The 17,792-nt window shown below is 71.3% G+C and carries 18 protein-coding genes; 12 read left to right on the top strand and 6 right to left on the bottom strand.

The genetic code is table 11. The annotated features are described in order from the left end of the window. Positions 1–90 precede the first annotated feature (90 nt). A complete protein-coding gene (locus tag ACIQI8_RS08840; RefSeq protein WP_402346315.1) occupies positions 91–279 on the bottom strand; it encodes a DUF5999 family protein in 189 nt (62 codons plus the stop codon). Positions 280–551: 272 nt separating this feature from the next. Between ACIQI8_RS08840 and ACIQI8_RS08835 the strand changes: the two genes are divergently transcribed. The 11 genes from ACIQI8_RS08835 to ACIQI8_RS08785 all read left to right on the top strand — a co-directional run bounded on the left by ACIQI8_RS08835 (position 552) and on the right by ACIQI8_RS08785 (position 10,629). Next, a complete protein-coding gene (locus ACIQI8_RS08835) occupies positions 552–995 on the top strand; it encodes a DUF6299 family protein (RefSeq protein WP_402346313.1) in 444 nt (147 codons plus the stop codon). Positions 996–1,137: 142 nt separating this feature from the next. Further along, on the top strand, positions 1,138–2,304 hold the full coding sequence (locus ACIQI8_RS08830; protein WP_402346311.1) for an NAD(P)/FAD-dependent oxidoreductase: 1,167 nt from the start codon (positions 1,138–1,140) through the stop codon (positions 2,302–2,304). Between the two features lie 44 nt (positions 2,305–2,348). Beyond that, positions 2,349–2,681 (top strand): (2Fe-2S)-binding protein, encoded by a 333-nt coding sequence (locus ACIQI8_RS08825; protein WP_402346309.1) that lies wholly within the window; start codon positions 2,349–2,351, stop codon positions 2,679–2,681. Further along, positions 2,644–4,077, top strand: coding sequence for an FAD-dependent oxidoreductase (locus ACIQI8_RS08820; protein WP_402346307.1), 1,434 nt, complete (start codon positions 2,644–2,646; stop codon positions 4,075–4,077). Before ACIQI8_RS08825 ends, ACIQI8_RS08820 begins: the two co-directional genes overlap by 38 nt. A gap of 91 nt (positions 4,078–4,168) precedes the next feature. Next, positions 4,169–5,086 carry a dihydrodipicolinate synthase family protein gene (locus ACIQI8_RS08815; RefSeq protein WP_402346305.1) on the top strand — a complete coding sequence of 306 codons (918 nt, stop codon included), beginning with the start codon at positions 4,169–4,171 and terminating at the stop codon, positions 5,084–5,086. A gap of 59 nt (positions 5,087–5,145) precedes the next feature. After that, positions 5,146–6,147, top strand: a complete 1,002-nt coding sequence (locus tag ACIQI8_RS08810; RefSeq protein ID WP_402346303.1) for a proline racemase family protein — start codon at positions 5,146–5,148, stop codon at positions 6,145–6,147. Between the two features lie 40 nt (positions 6,148–6,187). Then, positions 6,188–6,868, top strand: a complete 681-nt coding sequence (locus ACIQI8_RS08805; RefSeq protein WP_402346301.1) for a GntR family transcriptional regulator — start codon at positions 6,188–6,190, stop codon at positions 6,866–6,868. 215 nt (positions 6,869–7,083) lie between these two features. Then, positions 7,084–8,361: a methyltransferase domain-containing protein gene (locus ACIQI8_RS08800; RefSeq protein ID WP_402346299.1), complete on the top strand. Its 1,278-nt coding sequence runs from the start codon at positions 7,084–7,086 to the stop codon at positions 8,359–8,361. A gap of 56 nt (positions 8,362–8,417) precedes the next feature. Further along, positions 8,418–9,107, top strand: a complete 690-nt coding sequence (locus tag ACIQI8_RS08795; protein ID WP_402346297.1) for a M24 family metallopeptidase — start codon at positions 8,418–8,420, stop codon at positions 9,105–9,107. Between the two features lie 138 nt (positions 9,108–9,245). Beyond that, positions 9,246–9,722, top strand: coding sequence for a potassium channel family protein (locus tag ACIQI8_RS08790; protein ID WP_402346295.1), 477 nt, complete (start codon positions 9,246–9,248; stop codon positions 9,720–9,722). A gap of 73 nt (positions 9,723–9,795) precedes the next feature. Next, positions 9,796–10,629, top strand: a complete 834-nt coding sequence (locus ACIQI8_RS08785) for a helix-turn-helix transcriptional regulator (RefSeq protein ID WP_402346293.1) — start codon at positions 9,796–9,798, stop codon at positions 10,627–10,629. 4 nt (positions 10,630–10,633) lie between these two features. Here the strand turns inward: ACIQI8_RS08785 and ACIQI8_RS08780 are convergent, their stop codons facing one another. After that, on the bottom strand, positions 10,634–11,380 hold the full coding sequence (locus tag ACIQI8_RS08780; protein ID WP_402346291.1) for an SDR family oxidoreductase: 747 nt from the start codon (positions 11,378–11,380) through the stop codon (positions 10,634–10,636). Positions 11,381–11,546: 166 nt separating this feature from the next. Continuing rightward, positions 11,547–12,152, bottom strand: a complete 606-nt coding sequence (locus ACIQI8_RS08775; protein WP_402346289.1) for a flavin reductase family protein — start codon at positions 12,150–12,152, stop codon at positions 11,547–11,549. A 255-nt stretch (positions 12,153–12,407) separates the two neighbouring features. On the opposite strand from ACIQI8_RS08775, the gene ACIQI8_RS08770 reads away from it, so the two are divergent. After that, on the top strand, positions 12,408–14,372 hold the full coding sequence (locus tag ACIQI8_RS08770) for an RICIN domain-containing protein (RefSeq protein WP_402346287.1): 1,965 nt from the start codon (positions 12,408–12,410) through the stop codon (positions 14,370–14,372). 82 nt (positions 14,373–14,454) lie between these two features. Here ACIQI8_RS08770 and ACIQI8_RS08765 read toward each other — a convergent pair whose 3' ends face one another. The 3 genes from ACIQI8_RS08765 to ACIQI8_RS08755 form a co-directional block, all read right to left on the bottom strand. Continuing rightward, positions 14,455–15,984, bottom strand: a complete 1,530-nt coding sequence (locus ACIQI8_RS08765; protein WP_402346285.1) for a helix-turn-helix domain-containing protein — start codon at positions 15,982–15,984, stop codon at positions 14,455–14,457. Between the two features lie 64 nt (positions 15,985–16,048). Then, on the bottom strand, positions 16,049–16,246 hold the full coding sequence (locus ACIQI8_RS08760; RefSeq protein WP_402346283.1) for a DUF4236 domain-containing protein: 198 nt from the start codon (positions 16,244–16,246) through the stop codon (positions 16,049–16,051). Between the two features lie 96 nt (positions 16,247–16,342). After that, positions 16,343–17,608, bottom strand: a complete 1,266-nt coding sequence (locus tag ACIQI8_RS08755) for a hypothetical protein (RefSeq protein WP_402346281.1) — start codon at positions 17,606–17,608, stop codon at positions 16,343–16,345. Positions 17,609–17,792: the final 184 nt, after the last annotated feature.

The following is a 17,792-nucleotide window of genomic DNA, read 5'->3' as shown; positions in this document are numbered from 1 at the left end:
ATCCGCTCGGACACCTCTACCGAGGAGAGGTGCGGGGGCCGGCCAAGTTCAACGCGGGCTCATCGCAAAGGAGTTGTACGTGAACGTTGCTCAGGCGGCCATCGTCAGCGAAGCGACCCGGTGCGGCGCGACCGCGCGGCCGTCGGGGGTCAGCTCACCGGAGTCGTCGAACACGATCGCCCCGTCGCACAGCAGGCTCCAGCCCTGCTCGGGGTGGGCGGCGACGACATGCGCGGCGCTGTTGTCGGAGGAAGAGCACGAAGGCTGGTGGGAACACATGTCGCACCTCCACGTCGGTGGGGTTTCCGCCGGTCGGCGTCCCCGTAGTAGAGACCATCCTCCCGCCGTGAACTCATCGGAACCGCGCGCCGGGAAGCGTGACAACACGCGGACAACTCCCGGACGGTTCCACGACCGTCGGTGCGGACTCGCCACCGAAGGAGTGACGGGCGTGACCATCGGTGTGGACTCGCCACCGAAGGAGTGACGATCACGGCCGTGGAGGCGTGCGCCCGGTACCAGTGGAGGCCCCACACCCAGGAGGTTTCCCCATGTCTCTGCGCCCCGCGCTCCGCTCCGCCCTGCGCCCCGCCGCCTGTGCCGCGCTGTTCCTGCTGGCCGCCGCCCCCGCCGCGCCCGCGTCCGCCGACCCGTTCGAGACCGTGACCGTCGACCCGACGGGGTACATCGCGCCCGACGGCACCGTCACCCTCTCCGGCACCTACCGCTGTCTCGGCAGCTCCGGCCCGGTCTTCGTCAGCTCCTCGGTCGCCCAGAGCTCCCCGAACGTCCGCCACGGCATCGGCGGCACCCGCGCGGTCTGCGACGGCATGGAGCACCGCTGGCAGAACACCGGCAAGAGCTCGTCGGACAACCTCGAACCCGGTGCGGCGAACGTCGAGGCGACGCTGATGGAACTCAGCGCCCAGGGCGGCCTGCCGCTGCCCCGCTTCCACGCGGCCCAGCGCGAGGACGTCACCCTGACCGAGGGCTGACCGCCCCGACAGGCGGATGGCCGCGCGGCGCCGGTGGGCGGCCGACCGCGCGGCTCCCGGTGGCGGAGGGCGGGTCCCTCGGCCACCGGGCCCCTGTGGGCGACCCCTTGGCGAGCACAGAAACATGTGACATAGTACTGACGTGAGCAGCGCACTGACCTGCGACGTCGTAGTCATCGGGGCCGGCATGGTGGGCGCGGCCTGCGCCCTCTACGCGGCCCGGGCAGGCCTGCGGACCCTCCTCGTGGACCGCGGCCCCGTGGCCGGCGGCACCACCGGAGCGGGCGAGGGCAACCTGCTCGTCTCCGACAAGGAACCGGGCCCCGAGCTCGCCCTCGCCCTCCTGTCCCGACGCCTGTGGACCGACCTCGCCGCCGAACCCGGCCTGGCCGAGGCCGTGGAGTTCGAGCCGAAGGGCGGAGTCGTCGTCGCCTCCTCGCCCGAGGGCATGTCCGCGCTGACCGACTTCGCCGCCGGACAACGGGCCGCCGGAGTCGACGCGCGGCTCGTCGCCGCCGACCAACTCGCCGAACTGGAGCCGCACTTGGCCCCCGGCCTCGCGGGAGGCGTGCTCTACCCCGAGGACTGCCAGGTGATGCCGACCCTGGCCGCCGCCCATGTCGTACGAGCGGCCCGACGCGCCGGCGCCGACCTGCGCACCGGCACCGCCGTCACCGACATCCTGCGCGCGAAGGACGGCTCGGTGCGCGGCGTACGGACGGCGCACGGCGACCTGCACGCCCCGGCCGTGATCAATGCGGCCGGCACCTGGGGCGGCGAGGTCGCCGCGCTGGCCGGCGTACACCTGCCGGTGCTGCCGCGCCGCGGCTTCGTCCTGGTCACCGAGCCGCTGCCGCACGGGGTGATCCGGCACAAGGTGTACGCCGCCGACTACGTGGCCGACGTCGCCAGTGGGGACGCGGGGCTGCAGTCCTCGGCGGTCGTCGAAAGCACCGACGCGGGACCGGTGTTGATCGGGGCCAGCCGCGAACGGGTGGGCTTCGACCGGACGTTCTCGCTCCCGGTCGCGCGCAGGCTGGCCGCGCAGGCCACCGAGCTGTTCCCGATGCTCGGCACAGTGCACGCGATGCGCGGCTATCTCGGCTTCCGGCCCTATCTGCCGGACCATCTGCCCGCCATCGGGCCCGACCCCCGGGTGCCGGGGCTCCACCACGCGTGCGGTCACGAGGGCGCGGGCATCGGACTCGCGGTCGGCACCGGCCACTTGATCGCCCAGACCTTGACCGACCGGAGACCGGACCTCGACCTGACGCCGTTCCGCCCGGACCGGTTCGAGGAGGGGCAGTGAGGCGAAAACCAGGCGGTATCAAGGGCGTTGGCCGAGGCGAGGCCTTGCGCGGTACTCCGCTGGAGCTGGCCCGAGCCCACCCCGGGCCGGCCTTCACCGTCACCGTCGACGGCCGCGGGATCGACGCCCTGCCAGGACAGACCGTCGCCGCCGTGCTCTGGGCGGCCGGCATCACCTCCTGGCGCGGCACGCGAGGGAGCGGCGCACCGCGCGGGGTCTTCTGCGGCATCGGCATCTGCTTCGACTGCCTCGTCACCGTCAACGACCGCCCGAACCAACGGGCTTGCCTCGTCCCGGCCGAGCCCGGCGACACGATCCGCACGCAGGAGGGCACCGGCCATGACGACCTCGCTGGGGACGACGGCGGCCATGACTAGGGCCGACCTCGCCGTGATCGGCGCCGGCCCCGCCGGGCTCGCCGCCGCGCTCACGGCCGCCGACCGGGGCGTACGGGTCGCGCTGCTGGACGCGGGTGCGCAGGCGGGCGGGCAGTTCTACCGGCAGCCCGCGGCCGGGCTCGGCGCCCGTCAGCCGCAGGCGCTGCACCACGCCTGGGGCACCTGGGAAGCGCTGCGGGATCGACTCGCCGCCCATGTCGAGGCGGGCCGCATCGTCCACCTGGCGGACCGTCATGTCTGGTTCGTGGAACCGGAGTTCAGGCCAGGAAGCTTCGGCGTCCACGCCCTGCTCGGCCCCGACCAGCAGACCTCGGAGACGATCACCGCCGAGGCCGTCCTTCTCGCCACCGGCGGCTACGAGAAGGTGCTGCCCTTCCCCGGCTGGACGCTCCCCGGAGTGGTCACCGCGGGTGGTGCCCAGGCCATGCTCAAGGGCGGACTCGTCCTGCCGGGGAGCACGGTGGTCGTCGCCGGGACCGGCCCGCTGCTGATGCCGGTCGCGGCCGGGCTCGCCGCGGCGGGCGCCGAAGTCGTCGCGTACGTCGAGTCCGTACGGCCCGCCGCTTTCGTACGCCATGCGGCGACCCTCGTCGCACACCCGGGCAAGGTCGTCGAGGCGGCGGGGTACGCCTCCCGACTCCTGCGCCACAAGGTCCCGGTGATGGTCCGTCACGCTGTTGTGGCGGCCCACGGCGGCGACCGGGTCGAGGCCGTCACCGTCGCCGCGCTCGATGCCGCCGGCCGGGTCAGGCCTGGCACAGAGCGGCGGATCGCCTGCGACGCCTTGGCCGTCGGACACGGCATGCTCGCGCACACCGACCTCGCGGAGTCCCTGGGCTGCGCGATCGACGACACCGGTGACACCTTCGTGGTGACCGACGCCGAGCAGCGCACGGACGTCGACGGCGTGTGGGCGGCCGGTGAGGCCACCGGGATCGGGGGAGCGGTGCAGGCGCTCGCCGAGGGGGAGATCGCCGGGTACTCGATCGCCGCCCGCCTCAAGGGAGTTGAACCCCGGCCCGCCGGCTGGGCCGCGGCTGCCCGCACTCGGGCCCGGATGCGGGACTTCTCCACCGCCCTCGCCACCGCCTACGCCCCGCCCGCCCACTGGGTGGACCAGGTCACCGACGACACCGTCGTCTGCCGTTGCGAGGAGGTCCCGGCGGGCGCGATCCGCACGGCCACCGCCGAACTCGGCGCCACCGATCTGCGTACCGTCAAACTCCTCACCCGTGCGGGTATGGGCTGGTGCCAGGGCCGGATCTGCGCGCCCGGCGTCGCGGGAGTCGCCGGCTGCGCGCCGGGACCGGCCAGGCGGCCCTTCGCCCGGCCGGTACCGCTGGAGGTGCTGGCCCGGGACCCGGAGGAGCCCTGAGCGGCGCCCATGGCTGACCAGCCCTCCCGACCTCCGTCACCCAGGACATCCGTCAGCGATTCGTCACCCCCATCGGAAAGTTGAGGCTCCCATGACCGGCACGTCCCCTCACCCCGACTCCCGTTCCCACCCCGTCTGGCGCGGCGTCCTCGTCGCGACCGCCCTCCCCCTGCACGACGACCTGAGCGTCGACTTCGACGGGTTCGCGGACCACTGCCGGTGGCTCGTCGAGAACGGGTGCGACGGGGTCGTCCCCAACGGCTCGCTCGGTGAGTACCAGGTGCTCACCGACGAGGAGCGCGCCCGGGTCGTGGAGACCGCCGTCGCGGCCATCGGCGGCGACAAGGTCATGCCGGGCGTCTCGGCCTACGGTTCCGCCGAGGCCACCCGCTGGGCCCGGCAGGCCAAGGAGGCGGGGTGTGCCGCCGTCATGCTGCTGCCGCCCAACTCCTATCGTGCCGACGAACGTTCGGTGCGCGCCCACTACGCCGCCGTCGCCGAGGTCGGCATCGACATCGTCGCCTACAACAACCCGCACGACACCAAGGTCGACCTCACCCCCGAACTGCTCGCCGAACTGCACGCGGCCGGGCTGATCAAGGGCGTGAAGGAGTTCTCCGGCGACCCCCGCCGCATCTACCAGATACAGGAACTCGCCCCGGAACTCGACGTGTTGATCGGTGCGGACGACGTCCTGCTCGAGCTTGCCGTGGCCGGCGCCAAGGGCTGGATCTCCGGCTACCCCAACGCCCTGCCGAAGTCGACGGTCGAGCTGTACCACGCGGCGGTCAAGGGCGACCTGGCCACCGCCGTGCCCCTCTACCGGCAGCTGCACGCGCTGCACCGCTGGGACTCCAAGGTGGAGTTCGTCCAGGCGATCAAGCTCTCCATGGACATCGTCGGGCGGCGCGGCGGCCCGGTCCGGCCGCCCCGGGTGCCGTTGCTGCCGGAGCAGGAGAAGGCCGTCCGTGAGGCCACCGAGAAGGTCGTCGCCCTCGGGCTCTCCTGACCCGACCCGCGCCCCACCGAAGTCGTCCCATCGAGGCCGCGCCACCGAGAGGAACTCCCATGCGCAGCAAGCTGGTTCTGCACGCCGTGGACTCGCACACCGAAGGCATGCCCACCCGTGTCGTCACCGGTGGCATCGGCACCATCCCCGGCGCCACGATGGACGAACGCCGGCTGTGGTTCCGCGAACACCGCGACGACGTACGGCACTTCCTCATGGACGAGCCCCGCGGGCACTCCGCGATGAGCGGGGCGATCCTGCAGCCGCCGACCCGCCCCGACTGCGACTACGGCGTCGTCTACATCGAGGTCTCGGGCTACCTCCCGATGTGCGGCCACGGCACGATCGGCGTGGCCACCGTCCTCGTCGAGACGGGCATGGTGCCGGTCGTCGAACCGGTCACCACCGTCCGCCTGGACACCCCCGCAGGCCTGGTGGTCGCCGAAGTGGCCGTCGAGGACGGCGCGGCGCGGTCCGTCACCCTCCGCAACGTGCCGTCCTTCGTCGTCGGCCTGGACCGCAAGGCGACCCTCGCCGACGGCCGCACGGTGACCTACGACCTGGCCTTCGGCGGCAACTTCTACGCGATCCTGCCGCTCGACCAGTTCGCCCTGCCCTACACCCGCGACCGCAAGGACGACATCCTCGCCGCCGGACTCGCCCTGATGGACGCGATCAACTCCGAGGCCCCGCCCGTCCATCCGGAGAACCCGTCCATCAACGGCGTCCACCACGTCTACCTATCAGCGCCCGGCTCGACCGCCGCGCACTCGCGGCACGCGATGGCCATCCACCCGGGCTGGTTCGACCGCTCACCCTGCGGAACCGGCACCTCGGCCCGCATGGCCCAACTCCACGCCCGCGGCGAACTCCCCTTGCACCAGGACTTCTTGAACGAGTCCTTCATCGGCACGTCCTTCACCGGCCGCCTCGTCGAGACCGCCGAGGTCGCCGGAGTCCCCGCCGTCGTCCCGACGATCACCGGCCGGGCCTGGATCACCGGCACCGCGCAGTACCTTCTTGATCCGACCGACCCGTTCCCGTCCGGCTTCGTCCTCTGACCCCACCCCTCCTCCTGCAGCCGAGGAAAGGACCCCTCCCATGGCCAAGGCCACCGCCGGGCCCGGCCCCGCCCTGCCCCTCCTCGGCGGCCCCCGCCCCAGCTACCGCGAGAGCGTCGCCAACGCCCTGCGGGCCGCGCTCGTCGCCGGTGAACTGCGCCCCGGCGAGGTCCACTCCGCCCCCTCGCTCGCCGCCCGCTTCGGCGTCTCGGCGACCCCCGTGCGCGAGGCCATGCTCGACCTCGTCAAGGAGGGCCTGGTCGACACCGTGCCCAACAAGGGCTTCCGGGTCACCGCCGTCTCCGAGCAGCAACTCGACGAGTACACCCACATCCGCTCGCTGATCGAGATCCCCACCACCACGGCACTCGCCGCCACCGCCGACCCCGCCGCCCTCGAAGCGCTGCGCGCGGACGCCGAGGAGATCGTCGGCGCGGCGGCCGACGGCGACCTCATCGCCTACGTCGAGGCCGACCGCCGCTTCCACCTGGGCCTGCTCGCGCTGGCCGGCAACCAGCACTTGGTCGAGGTCGTCGGCGACCTGCGCAAGCGGTCCCGCCTGTACGGCCTGACCGCGCTGGTCGAGCGGGGGCTGCTGACCTCCTCGGCCGAAGAACACCTGGAGATCCTCGACGCGCTCCTCGCCCGGGACGAGGACCGGGTCCGGGCCGTCATGACCCGCCACCTCGGCCATGTGCGGGGCGACTGGGCCGCCCGCTGACGACCCCGACGCCGGCCCGTGCGCTTCGCCGGGCGCCCGTGGACGTCGTAGCGCATCATGGTCACTGCACCCGCGGGGGAAAGCGGCACACTGCGCACCTGCGGGGAGATCGACGTCGTAGGACCGCACCTGCGGCCATTTTCGTGCCGTTTCCTGGGCATATGCGGTCATGGTCCGTGGTCGCTCGGGTACGGTCGTCCGGGAGGTGGTGGCCCGTGATCCAGGTCGTGGAGCACGCGCGGGGCGAGGGGCCCTACGCCGTCGGTGCCGCGTTGGCGGCGGCCGGGCTGCCGTACCGGATCTGCCGGACCTGGGCCGGGGAGCCGGTGCCCGACTCGGTCGAGGGGCTGGCGGGGCTGGTCGTGATGGGCGGACCGATGGCGGCGTACGAGGACTTCCCGGGGCGCTCCGCCGAGCTGGCGCTGCTCGTCGCCGCGCTGGAGGCCGAGGTGCCGGTGCTCGGGGTGTGTCTGGGGGCGCAGCTGCTGGCGGTCGCCGCGGGCGGTGCCGGCCGCCCCGGATCGGGGACGCAGGTCGGCTGGAGTGACGTACGGATGACGCCTGCCGCGACCTCCGACCCGCTGTTCGCCGCCGTCCCCGAGCGGCTGCGGGTGCTGCACTGGCACAGTGACACCATGGACCTGCCGGCCGGGGCGACGCTGCTGGCCTCCTGCGAGCGGTATCCCGTACAGGCGTTTCGGGTGGGCGGCTCGGCCTGGGGGATGCAGTTCCATCTGGAGGCGGACAAGGCGACGGTCGACGCCTTCGTCGCGGCCTTCCCGGAGGAGGCGGCGATCGCCCCCGGGCTGCTGGAGTCGGCGCCCATCGAACTGGCCGCCGTGGCCCCGCACCGGGACGGCGTGTTCGAGCGCTTCGCCGCGTTCGTGGCGGACCGCGCCGAACAGACCGCCACCCGGGCCTTCTTCACCCACCGGGCGGCCACCTGGGAGGAACGCTTCGCGGCCGACGGGCCCCGGTACACGGCCGCGGTCGAGCGGATCGGACTGCGCCCGGGCCAACGAGCCCTCGATGTCGGCTGCGGCACCGGCCGCGCCCTGCCCGCCCTCCGCGCGCAGGTCGGTGACGAGGGCGTCGTCCTCGGCGCCGACCTCACGCCCGCGATGCTGACGGCCGCGCGGCGCGAAGGCCGGGCGGAGGTCGCCCTGCTGCTGGTCGCCGACGCGACCCGGCTGCCGCTGGCGACCGGGGCCGTGGACGGGATCTTCAGCGCGGGACTCGTCGACCACGTCCCCGACCCCGCGGCGGCGCTGCGCGAGTGGGCCAGGGTCACCGCGCCCGGCGGCGTCCTGCTGCTCTTCCACCCCTCCGGCCGCGCCGAACGTGCCGCCCGCCACGGCCGCCCCCTCGACCCCGCCGACCTGCTGGCCGAGGAGAACCTCCGCCCCGCCCTGCGGGCCGCCGACTGGGATCTCGTCCACTACGAGGACGCCACCCACCACTTCCTGGCCCGCGCGGTCCGCCTCCACCCCTGAGCGCGGACGGCGAAATCACATTGCCGGAAACGATCAGACGCCGTTACGTTCGGCCCATGGCGGACGACGAACCCACGCGCGCGGCGCGACTGCTGGACGCTCAGGCCAAGGCCGAACGACTCTTCGCGGAGATCGAGACCCGGGGGCTGGTGGCGCCCGGCGAGGGGGAGCGGGCGGTCAGCGACCGGATCCGCGACCTGGCCAACGACCTCTTCGGCACCACCCGTCACTGGCACAAGCGCATCGTCCGCTCCGGCCCGAACACCCTCATGCCCTACCGGGAGAACCCGCCGGACCGGGTGATCGACGCCGACGACATCGTGTTCGCCGACTTCGGACCGATCTTCGAGGAGTACGAGGCCGACTTCGGCCGCACCTTCGTGCTCGGCGACGACCCGGTCAAGCGCCGCCTGCGCGACGACCTCCCCAAGGCCTTCGCGGCCGGCCGGGCCCGCTACGAGGCCGATCCCGACATCACCGGAGCGCGGCTGTACGCCGAGGTCGCCCGCCTCGCCACGGAGGCAGGCTGGGAACTGGGCGGCTGGCACGCCGGACACCTCGTCGGCGAGTTCCCGCACGAGACCATCGACGGCGCGGACACGGAGTCGTACATCACCCCGGCCAACGACACCCCCCTGCGCCGTACCGACAAGGCCGGCCGCACCTGTCACTGGATCCTGGAGATCCACCTCATCGACCGCGAGCGGGGTTTCGGCGGCTTCTACGAGGAACTGCTCGACCTCTGACTCAGCCGGACCCGGGGGACCGCGCCCGTCACCACCGTCCGGACCCGTCCGGGCCAGCGCCCGCCGATGGGGTGACGGCGGCGGTCCGCAGGCGTGCCGGGCCCCGGCGGCGGCCGTCGGTCGCGCAGGATCCGGGCCATGTTGCCCGGACTGTGGACCAGGACGGTCGCGCTGCTGCTCGGTCGGCAGGGCCGCTCGCTGCATCTCAGGGCCGCGGGCGGGGCGACCGCCGTCCTCGTGGTGGTGATGCTGCTCGGCTCGTACGCGGTCGTGGCCGCCGAGCAGGGGGCGCGCGGGGCGCAGATCACCTCGTACCCCAGGGCGCTGTGGTGGTCGATCGAGACGGCGACCACGGTCGGGTACGGCGATTTCTTCCCGGTGACGCTGTGGGGCCGTGTCATCGGCTCGGTGGTGATGGTCGTCGGGATCACCGCGTACGGCATGGTCACCGCGGCCCTCGCGACCTGGTTCGTGGGCCGGGACGAGAAGCGCCGCCATCACCTCGCAGGCGAGGCCGAGGACGCGGCGCGCGCCATGCGCGAGGAGGCGACCCGGGCCCTGCACGCACGCTTCGACCGCCTTGAGCGCCTGCTGGAGGACCGGGGCACCTCGTAGGACGGCCGTGTGGGAGGACGGGGGAAACCCCGAGGTCGGCCGTGTCAACGGTGCCGGGGGTACTGTCGGTCGTATGCGGAACGCGCCTGTCAACGCCCTCGGGGACTTCCTGCGCGCCGGCCGTTCCCGGCTGGAGCCGGCCGATGTCGGACTGCCGGTCGGCGGCGGCACCCGTCGGGTCAAGGGGCTGCGGCGGGAAGAGGTCGCCGTCCTCGCGGGGGTGAGCGCCGACTACTACATCCGGCTGGAACAGGGGCGCGAGACCAACCCCTCGCCGCAGGTCGTCGACGCGCTCGGCCGGGCGCTGCGCCTGGGTGCCGACGCGCGCGGTCACCTGTTCCGCCTGGCAGGCATCAACCCCCGCACGCAGGCCGACGGCCGCCGCGACCAGGTGCACCCCGATCTGCTGCGACTGCTCGACGCCTTTCCGACGGCCGCCGCCTACGTCCTGGGCCCCGCCTTCGACATCCTCGCCACCAACGTCATCGCCGACGCCCTGCTGTCCCCCTTCGAGGGGGAGACCAGCATGCCGCGGATCCTGTTCACCCACCCGCGGGCCCAAGAGGTCTTCCCCGAACGGCGGTTGGTGACCTCGGCGACGGTGTACGCGCTGCGGCTGAACGCTGCCCGGTTCAGCGACGCGCCCGAGATCGACGACCTGGTGCGTGAACTGCTGGAGATCTCGGGGGAGTTCAGGACCCTGTGGAACGACCAGACGGTCCGCGCCCTCACCCGCGCCTACAAGGTGTTCGTCCACCCCGAGGTCGGACGCGTCGAACTCACCTACCAGAGCTTCGACGTTCGGGCCGCCCCCGGCCAGGAGCTGCTGGTGGGCTCGGCGGAACCGGGCAGCCGCAGCGCGCAGGCCCTGACGTACCTCGCGTCGATGGCCGCTCCGCGCCACTGACGGATCAGTTCTGGACCGTGGGACGTACGACGATCTCGTTGACGTCGACGTGCGCGGGCTGGGCGATCGCGTAACCGACGGCCTCGGCGACCGCCGCCGCGGGCAGGCCGATCAGCTCGGTGGCGTCGCGTGCCGCGCCCTGCGCCTCGGCGTCGCCGCCCTTGTGGGTCAGTTCGGAACGGGTGAAGCCGGGGCTGACGACGGTGACCCTGAGGTCGGAGTTCTCCTGCCGCAGGCCCTCGGACAGGGCCCGCACCGCGTACTTGGTCGCGCAGTACACGGCGGCCGTCGGGTCGACCCGGTGCGCGGCGGTGGACGCGATGTTCACGACGTGCCCGGAGTGCCGCTCCAGCATGGAGGGCAGCACGGCCGCGATCCCGTACAGCACACCTCGCAGATTCACGTCGATCATCTGGTCCCACTCCGCCACGCGCAGGGCGGCCAGCGGCGCGAGCGGCATCACTCCCGCGTTGTTGACCAGCACGTCGACGCGCCCGTGCCGGGCCAGCACCGCGTCGACGAAGGCACGGACGCCGTCCCGATCGGTGACGTCCAACTCGGCGTGCTCGACGCTGTGTCCGGCCTCCCGCAGCTCCTTGGTCAGCAGGGCGAGGCGCTCGGTGCGGCGGGCCCCGAGGACGACATGGTGGCCGGCCTCGGCCAGATGACGGGCGGTCGCCGCGCCGATGCCGCTGGAGGCCCCCGTCACGATGACGATCTTGCGGTCGGCCGGGGTGGAAGCGGTGTTCACGGAAGTCTCCTGGGGATGCTGAGGGGGGGCGGGCTCGGGGTCGGCGGTCGCCGACGGTCCGAGTCTTCGCTCACGCGCCTCGGCCAGGAAGGCCGTACGGAGGTGGGTGCCGCACACCCACCCTCGGGCCCTTTCTGCGCCCAGGGGCTGATCCGAACGACAGCCCCTAACCGTCCTGCCAGTCGGCGTACCGTATACGGCGCAGGTCGAGAACCTCGCCGAGGGTGCTCCACTCGTCCTTGCCCAGGCGGGCCAGCGGGCGCATGCGGGTGACCTCGGGATGGCCGTCGGTCAGGACGCTTTCGTGGACCGCGATGTGAACCACCCTGCCGAAGACCACAGTTGAGTCGCCCAGCCGGAGCGTGCTGTGCAGTTCGCACTCCAGCGCCACCGGGGAGCCCGCGACGCGGGACGCCTTCACGCGGGCGCCGGGCTCGCGCGCCACTCCCACGGCGTCGAACTCGCTCACGCCGTGCGGGAAGTCCGTGGCGGTCCTGTTGACCTCCTCGACGAGCGACTCCGGGGCGAGGTTGACCACGAACTGCCCGGTGGCCTCGACATTGCGCAGGGAGTCCTTACGGCCGACCGAGGTGAACTGCACGATCGGCGGCGTGGCCGACGAGACCGTGAAGAAGGAGTGCGGGGCCAGATTGTCGACGCCGTCGGCGGAGACGGTCGAGACCCAGGCGATGGGGCGCGGCAGGACGGACGCCGTGAGCAGACGGTAGACGGCCGTCGGCTCCAGCCGGGACACGTTGAATTCGGTGCGCATAGCAGGGGTGTACCAGACGCCCGCGGGGCGCCGGACCCCCCACCTGATGCGCCCGTTGAGGCACGAGGGTTGACGGTGCTTCAGCACCCCCTCTAAGTTCACGACTTGTAAAAAGCCGTGAATTCCTTGTGACACCCCACTGATCGTCCCTCCCCGTCGCATCGGCCTCCCGCGACATCCCCCACCCGATCAGGAGATTCCGTGCCTCTGAGACACCCCCACCGGTGGCGACCGCGCTCCCGGACCGCCGGTCCCGTGGTCCGCAGCCGTCGGGCCACGCTCGCGCTGACGGCGACGGCGGTCGGCGCGCTGCTCGCACCCGTCGCTCTGAACGCAGTGAACGCACCGTCGGCCCAGGCGGCCGGCGCTCCCGTTCAGGTGTACTTCAGCTCGGAGTCGACCGCCTCGGGGTTCGGCCCGGCCAACGCGAACTGGTTCACCAACCCCGCGACGGGGCTCGCCTCGACGCGGTATCAGCTGTCGCGGCAGTCCGACCTCACCGCGACCGCCGCCTCGGGCACGGCCACCATCACCGCTGACACTCCCACCCGTTACCAGTCCGTCCTGGGCGTCGGCTCCTCGCTGGAGGAGTCCACGATCTACAACCTGTCCCGGATGAGCGCCTCCGCGCGTACCGCGGCACTGCGCAAGCTCGTCGACCCGGTCAACGGTGCCGGGTTCAACATCGCCCGGATCCCGCTGGGTTCGAGCGACTTCACCTCGCGGCAGTTCTACACCTACGACGACGGCGCGGCCGACCCGAGCCTGTCGCGGTTCTCCATCCAGAAGGACATCGACTACAAGATCATCTCGGTCCTCAAGGAAGCGAAGGCGATCAACCCGAACCTGCTGCTGTTCGGCAGTGTGTGGAGCCCTCCGGCCTGGATGAAAAACAACAACAGCCTGATCGGCGGCACGCTTCCCGACGCGAACATCCCGGTGCTCGCCACCTACTTGCGCAAGGCCGTCACCGCCTACGCGGGTCAGGGACTGCCGCTGTACGCCGTCACGATGCAGAACGAACCGCTGTTCTCGCCGCCGGACTACCCGGGCATGACGCTCACCGCCGACCAGGAACGCAGGATCGCCACCGCACTGCGCGGCGAGTTGAACGGCAACGGCGCCTCGGCCACCAAGATCTGGGCCTACGACCACAACTTCGGCGACGGCCCGGCCTACACCGCCGGGGTCCTCGGCAACCCCGGCTCACCCAGCAGCGCGTTCAACTCGGTCGACGGCGTCGCCTTCCACGACTACGGCGGGGACCCGACCGCCATGGGACAGGTCAAGTCGAGCTACCCGACCAAGGACGTGGCCATGACCGAGCGTGCCGTGTGGGGCACCGCCGGCGCGGACCGGATCGTCCAGTACTTCCGCAACCAGTCGATCATGTACCAGGACTGGGTCACCATGCTCGACCAGAACCGCAGCCCCGAGCAGTGGTCCGGCGCACCCGACCCGACCATGTTCATCCAGTCGCCGAGCAACCCGGACACGTACTGGGCGCTGCCCGAGTACTACATCGTCGGCCAGTTCTCGAAGTTCATCGCGCGCGGCGCCACCCGGGTCCAGACGAACAACGGCAACAGCGGCAACGTCACCAACGTCGCCTTCCTCAACCCCGACGGCAGCCTGGTGACCGTCGTGGTCAACCAGACAGCTTCCAACCAGCCGTTCACGCTACGGGCCGGCGGCCAGCAGGTCAGCAGCACGCTGCCCGCCAAGACGGTGGGCACGTACATCTGGCCCGACGTCGGCGGCGGCACCAGCGGGCCCGTGGACCCGACGAAGTGGTACACGGTCACCAACACAGGCAGCGGCAAGTGCGTTGACGACGCGGCCGGTTCGACCGCCAACGGCGCCGCCGTGCAGCAGTGGACCTGCGTGTCCGGCAGCACCAACCAGCAGTGGCAGTTCCAGCCCACCGACAGCGGCTACTACAAGGTCGTCAGCCGCAACGCGGCCAACGCGGTCTGGGACGTCACCGGAGGGACGGGCGTCGGCAGCGGAGCGAAGATCCAGCTCTGGGCCTACGGCGGCGGTACGAATCAGCAGTGGAAGCCGGTTCCTGGGCCAGGCGGCACGTACACCCTGACGCCACGCAGCAATCCCGCCCAGTGCCTGGACGTCACCGACGCCTCCACCGCTGACGGCGCCCGGCTCCAGCAGTGGACCTGCTCCGGCGGTACCGCCCAGTCCTTCACCCTCACCCCTCAGTAGGCAGGATCGACACAGCCCGGCGTCCGGCACTCGCGGTGCCCCAGGACGCCGGGCTGCGCCGTACCGACGCGGCGGCCGCCCCTCAGATGTCCCGGAAGATCTCGATCTGCGCCCCGATGGAGTTCAGGCGCTCGGCGAGGTCCTCGTAGCCCCGGTTGATGACGTACACGTTGCGCAGCACGGACGTGCCGTCGGCCGCCATCATCGCCAGCAGGACGACCACGGCGGGGCGCAGGGCCGGCGGGCACATCATCTCGGCGGCGCGCCAGCGGGTCGGGCCCTCGACCAACACGCGGTGCGGGTCGAGGAGTTGGAGCCGGCCGCCGAGACGGTTGAGGTCCGTGAGGTAGATCGCGCGGTTGTCGTAGACCCAGTCGTGGATGAGGGTCTTGCCCTGCGCGACCGCCGCGATGGCCGCGAAGAACGGCACGTTGTCGATGTTCAGGCCCGGGAACGGCATCGGGTGGATCTTGTCGATCGGCGCCTCCAGCTTGGAGGGCCGGACCGTGAGGTCCACCAGGCGCGTACGGCCGTTGTCCGCGAAGTACTCGGGCGTACGGTCGTGATCGAGGCCCATCTCCTCCAGGACCGCGAGCTCGATCTCCAGGAACTCGATCGGCACCCGGCGCACGGTCAGTTCCGACTCCGTGACCACCGCGGCGGCCACCAGACTCATCGCCTCGACCGGGTCCTCGGAGGGGGAGTAGTCGACGTCGACGTCGATGTTCGGCACACCGTGCACGGTCAGCGTGGTGGTGCCGATGCCCTCGACCCGGACGCCGAGCGCCTCCAGGAAGAAGCACAGGTCCTGGACCATGTAGTTGGAGGACGCGTTGCGGATGACGGTCACGCCGTCGTACCGCGAGGCGGCCAGCAGCGCGTTCTCAGTGACCGTGTCCCCGCGCTCGGTCAGCACGATCGGACGGTCCGGGCGCACGCTCGGGTCGACCCGCGCGTGGTACTGGCCCTCGGTCGCCGCGATATCCAGGCCGAACCGGCGCAGCGCGATCATGTGCGGCTCGATGGTGCGCGTACCGAGGTCGCAGCCGCCGGCGTAGGGCAGCTTGAAGTGGTCCATGCGGTGCAGCAGCGGGCCCAGGAACATGATGATCGAGCGGGTGCGTACGGCAGCCTCGGCGTCGATCGCCGCCATGTTCAGCTCGGCCGGCGGCACGATCTCCAGGTCGACCCCGCCGTTGATCCACCGGGCACGCACACCGATCGAGCTGAGCACCTCAAGGAGGCGGTAGACCTCCTCGATCCGGGCCACCCGGCGCAGCACTGTGCGCCCCTGGTTGAGCAGAGAGGCGCACAGCAGTGCCACGCAGGCGTTCTTGCTGGTCTTGACATCGATGGCCCCGGACAGCCGACGACCACCGACGACTCGCAGATGCATCGGTCCCGCATAGCCCAGAGAGACGATCTCGCTCTCCAGCGCTTCACCGATTCGAGCGATCATCTCAAGGCTGATGTTTTGGTTACCGCGTTCGATGCGGTTGACCGCGCTCTGACTGGTGCCGAGCGCCTCCGCGAGCTGCGCCTGTGTCCAGCCACGGTGTTGCCGGGCATCACGGATGAGCTTGCCGATGCGTACGAGGTAGTCGTCTGCCATGAGGTTGAGGCTATCTCAGATATGAGATGGCACCTCCTGGGGGGTCCGTTCGGGTGACGGCCGCTCAGTCGTCCTTCTTGCGGTGCGTCTTGCGCCACCCGAAAGGTCCTGGCAAATCCATCGATGTCGTACGTCGTCCCGTGGTGCTGTGCGTGTGTCGCGGGCCGTGCTTCCCCCCGGTGGTGATGGACATGGACTTCTTGTTGATGTTCAACCGCAGCCAAGGAAGGATCCGGAAACTCTTGCGGAACGTGAGCGGCATCCCCGCCCCCTTTCGTCCTGGAGCAGGTTCCCCGAAAGTGCGGGGGTATGGCAGGTCACTGCTGTCCTGTCTCCAGGAAGAAGCGCACGCGGAAGCTCACGCGTCCTGGTCGCGCGCGTCGTTGACGGCCGCTCGAAGCCGGAGCCACGTCGGATCTGTCGCGGTCGCTGTGCTGACCGTCGCCAGGTCCTCGGAATCCCAGGTGGAGACTCCGTCGGTGAGGACCAGATCGCTGTCCGGATCGGCATCGTCGGGAACCTCGGAAGTGGAATCCAGGAACGCTGTCACTGCGGCCTGAGCCGTGGCGTCGTGGGCGCCTTGAGCGTGGACGGAGACATCGTCCACGGACAGAAGCACCAGGTCGCCCGTGTCGCAGGCGATGACCAGCTGGCCCGTCGCCGTGCGGCCCAGCGCGGACACAGGGGAGCCGGCCGGCAGGTCGTGCTGCCGTGCGGCTGGGGCCTCGATGTCGACCTCGATGAGGGCCCCGGCCGGAGTTCCGACCCAGAGCACGCCGGGTCGGGATCCGAAGGCGATGTTGTGGCGGGACCACGCGCGCATCTGGTCGAGCCATCCCTTCGGATACGGGTAACCCGGACTGGGTTCGCCGAGGGATGTCGCGAGGACCCGGCGGAGGGAGGGGAACTCGAAGACGTCCAGTGAGTTGTCGTAGGCATTGCCCCGGATCGCGAGATGGCGTCCATCAGGGCTGAAGATCGGAGTCTCGTAGCCGTCGGCATCCAGGATCAGTGCGTGCCGCAGCAGCCGCATGGCCCCTGGTGCGGTGCCGAGGCCGACTCGGGCGAAGAGCGCGAGCGTCGCTCCCTGATCGCTGGCGAGCGTGACCGTCAGGCCGCCGCCCGGATGCTCCGCGACGCCGGTGTCCCAACGCGGGCCGACGCTGACGGAGCCCGAGGCGAGGTCGAGGACATCGGACCGTTCCCATGCGTCGTCCTCACCGTTCGATGAAGGCGACGCCCACAGGGTGTGACCGTCCGGGCTGAACGCCAGGCTGTTGTAGTGGGCGGCGGGCGGCACGCTGTCCAGTTCGGTCAGTCCGGAGGGTTGCCACCGCACAACGTTCCCCTCACTGGCCACCACGAGCAGCGGACGGTGAGGATGCCAGGTGACGGCGGGCGTCCGTTTGAGTCGTTCCCATCCGAAGGCCTCGCCGTAGTCGGCCGAGTCGGCGTCGACTGAACCGAGTTCGTGCGGCTTCTCCGTGTCGCACGCCCAGATTCCGACCGCGGGTCGTCGCGAATCCAGGTAGGCGAAGAGTGGCAGCCGTGGATGGCAGATCAACCGTTCGACAGGCTGGCCGCCATTGATCTGCGCGCGTGCGACGACCTCGACGTCAGTCATCCGGACACCGTATGCGTCGGCGGCCGACCTCGCGGACGAACGGGCTGGGACAGGTCACTGCCGCCCGGGCATGACCAGCTCGCCCCCATGTACTAGAGTTATCTCGACATCGAGATATCTGCACCAGGAGCACCGCAGCCGCACACCACCGCCGACCCGGCGGTAAGGCTTGCCTAACTTAGCC

Source organism: Streptomyces sp. NPDC092369, assembly GCF_044755245.1.
In the GTDB taxonomy this organism is placed as follows: domain Bacteria; phylum Actinomycetota; class Actinomycetes; order Streptomycetales; family Streptomycetaceae; genus Streptomyces.
The sequence above is the reverse complement of the archived record's forward strand: the minus strand, read 5'-3'. Positions and strand labels throughout refer to the sequence as shown.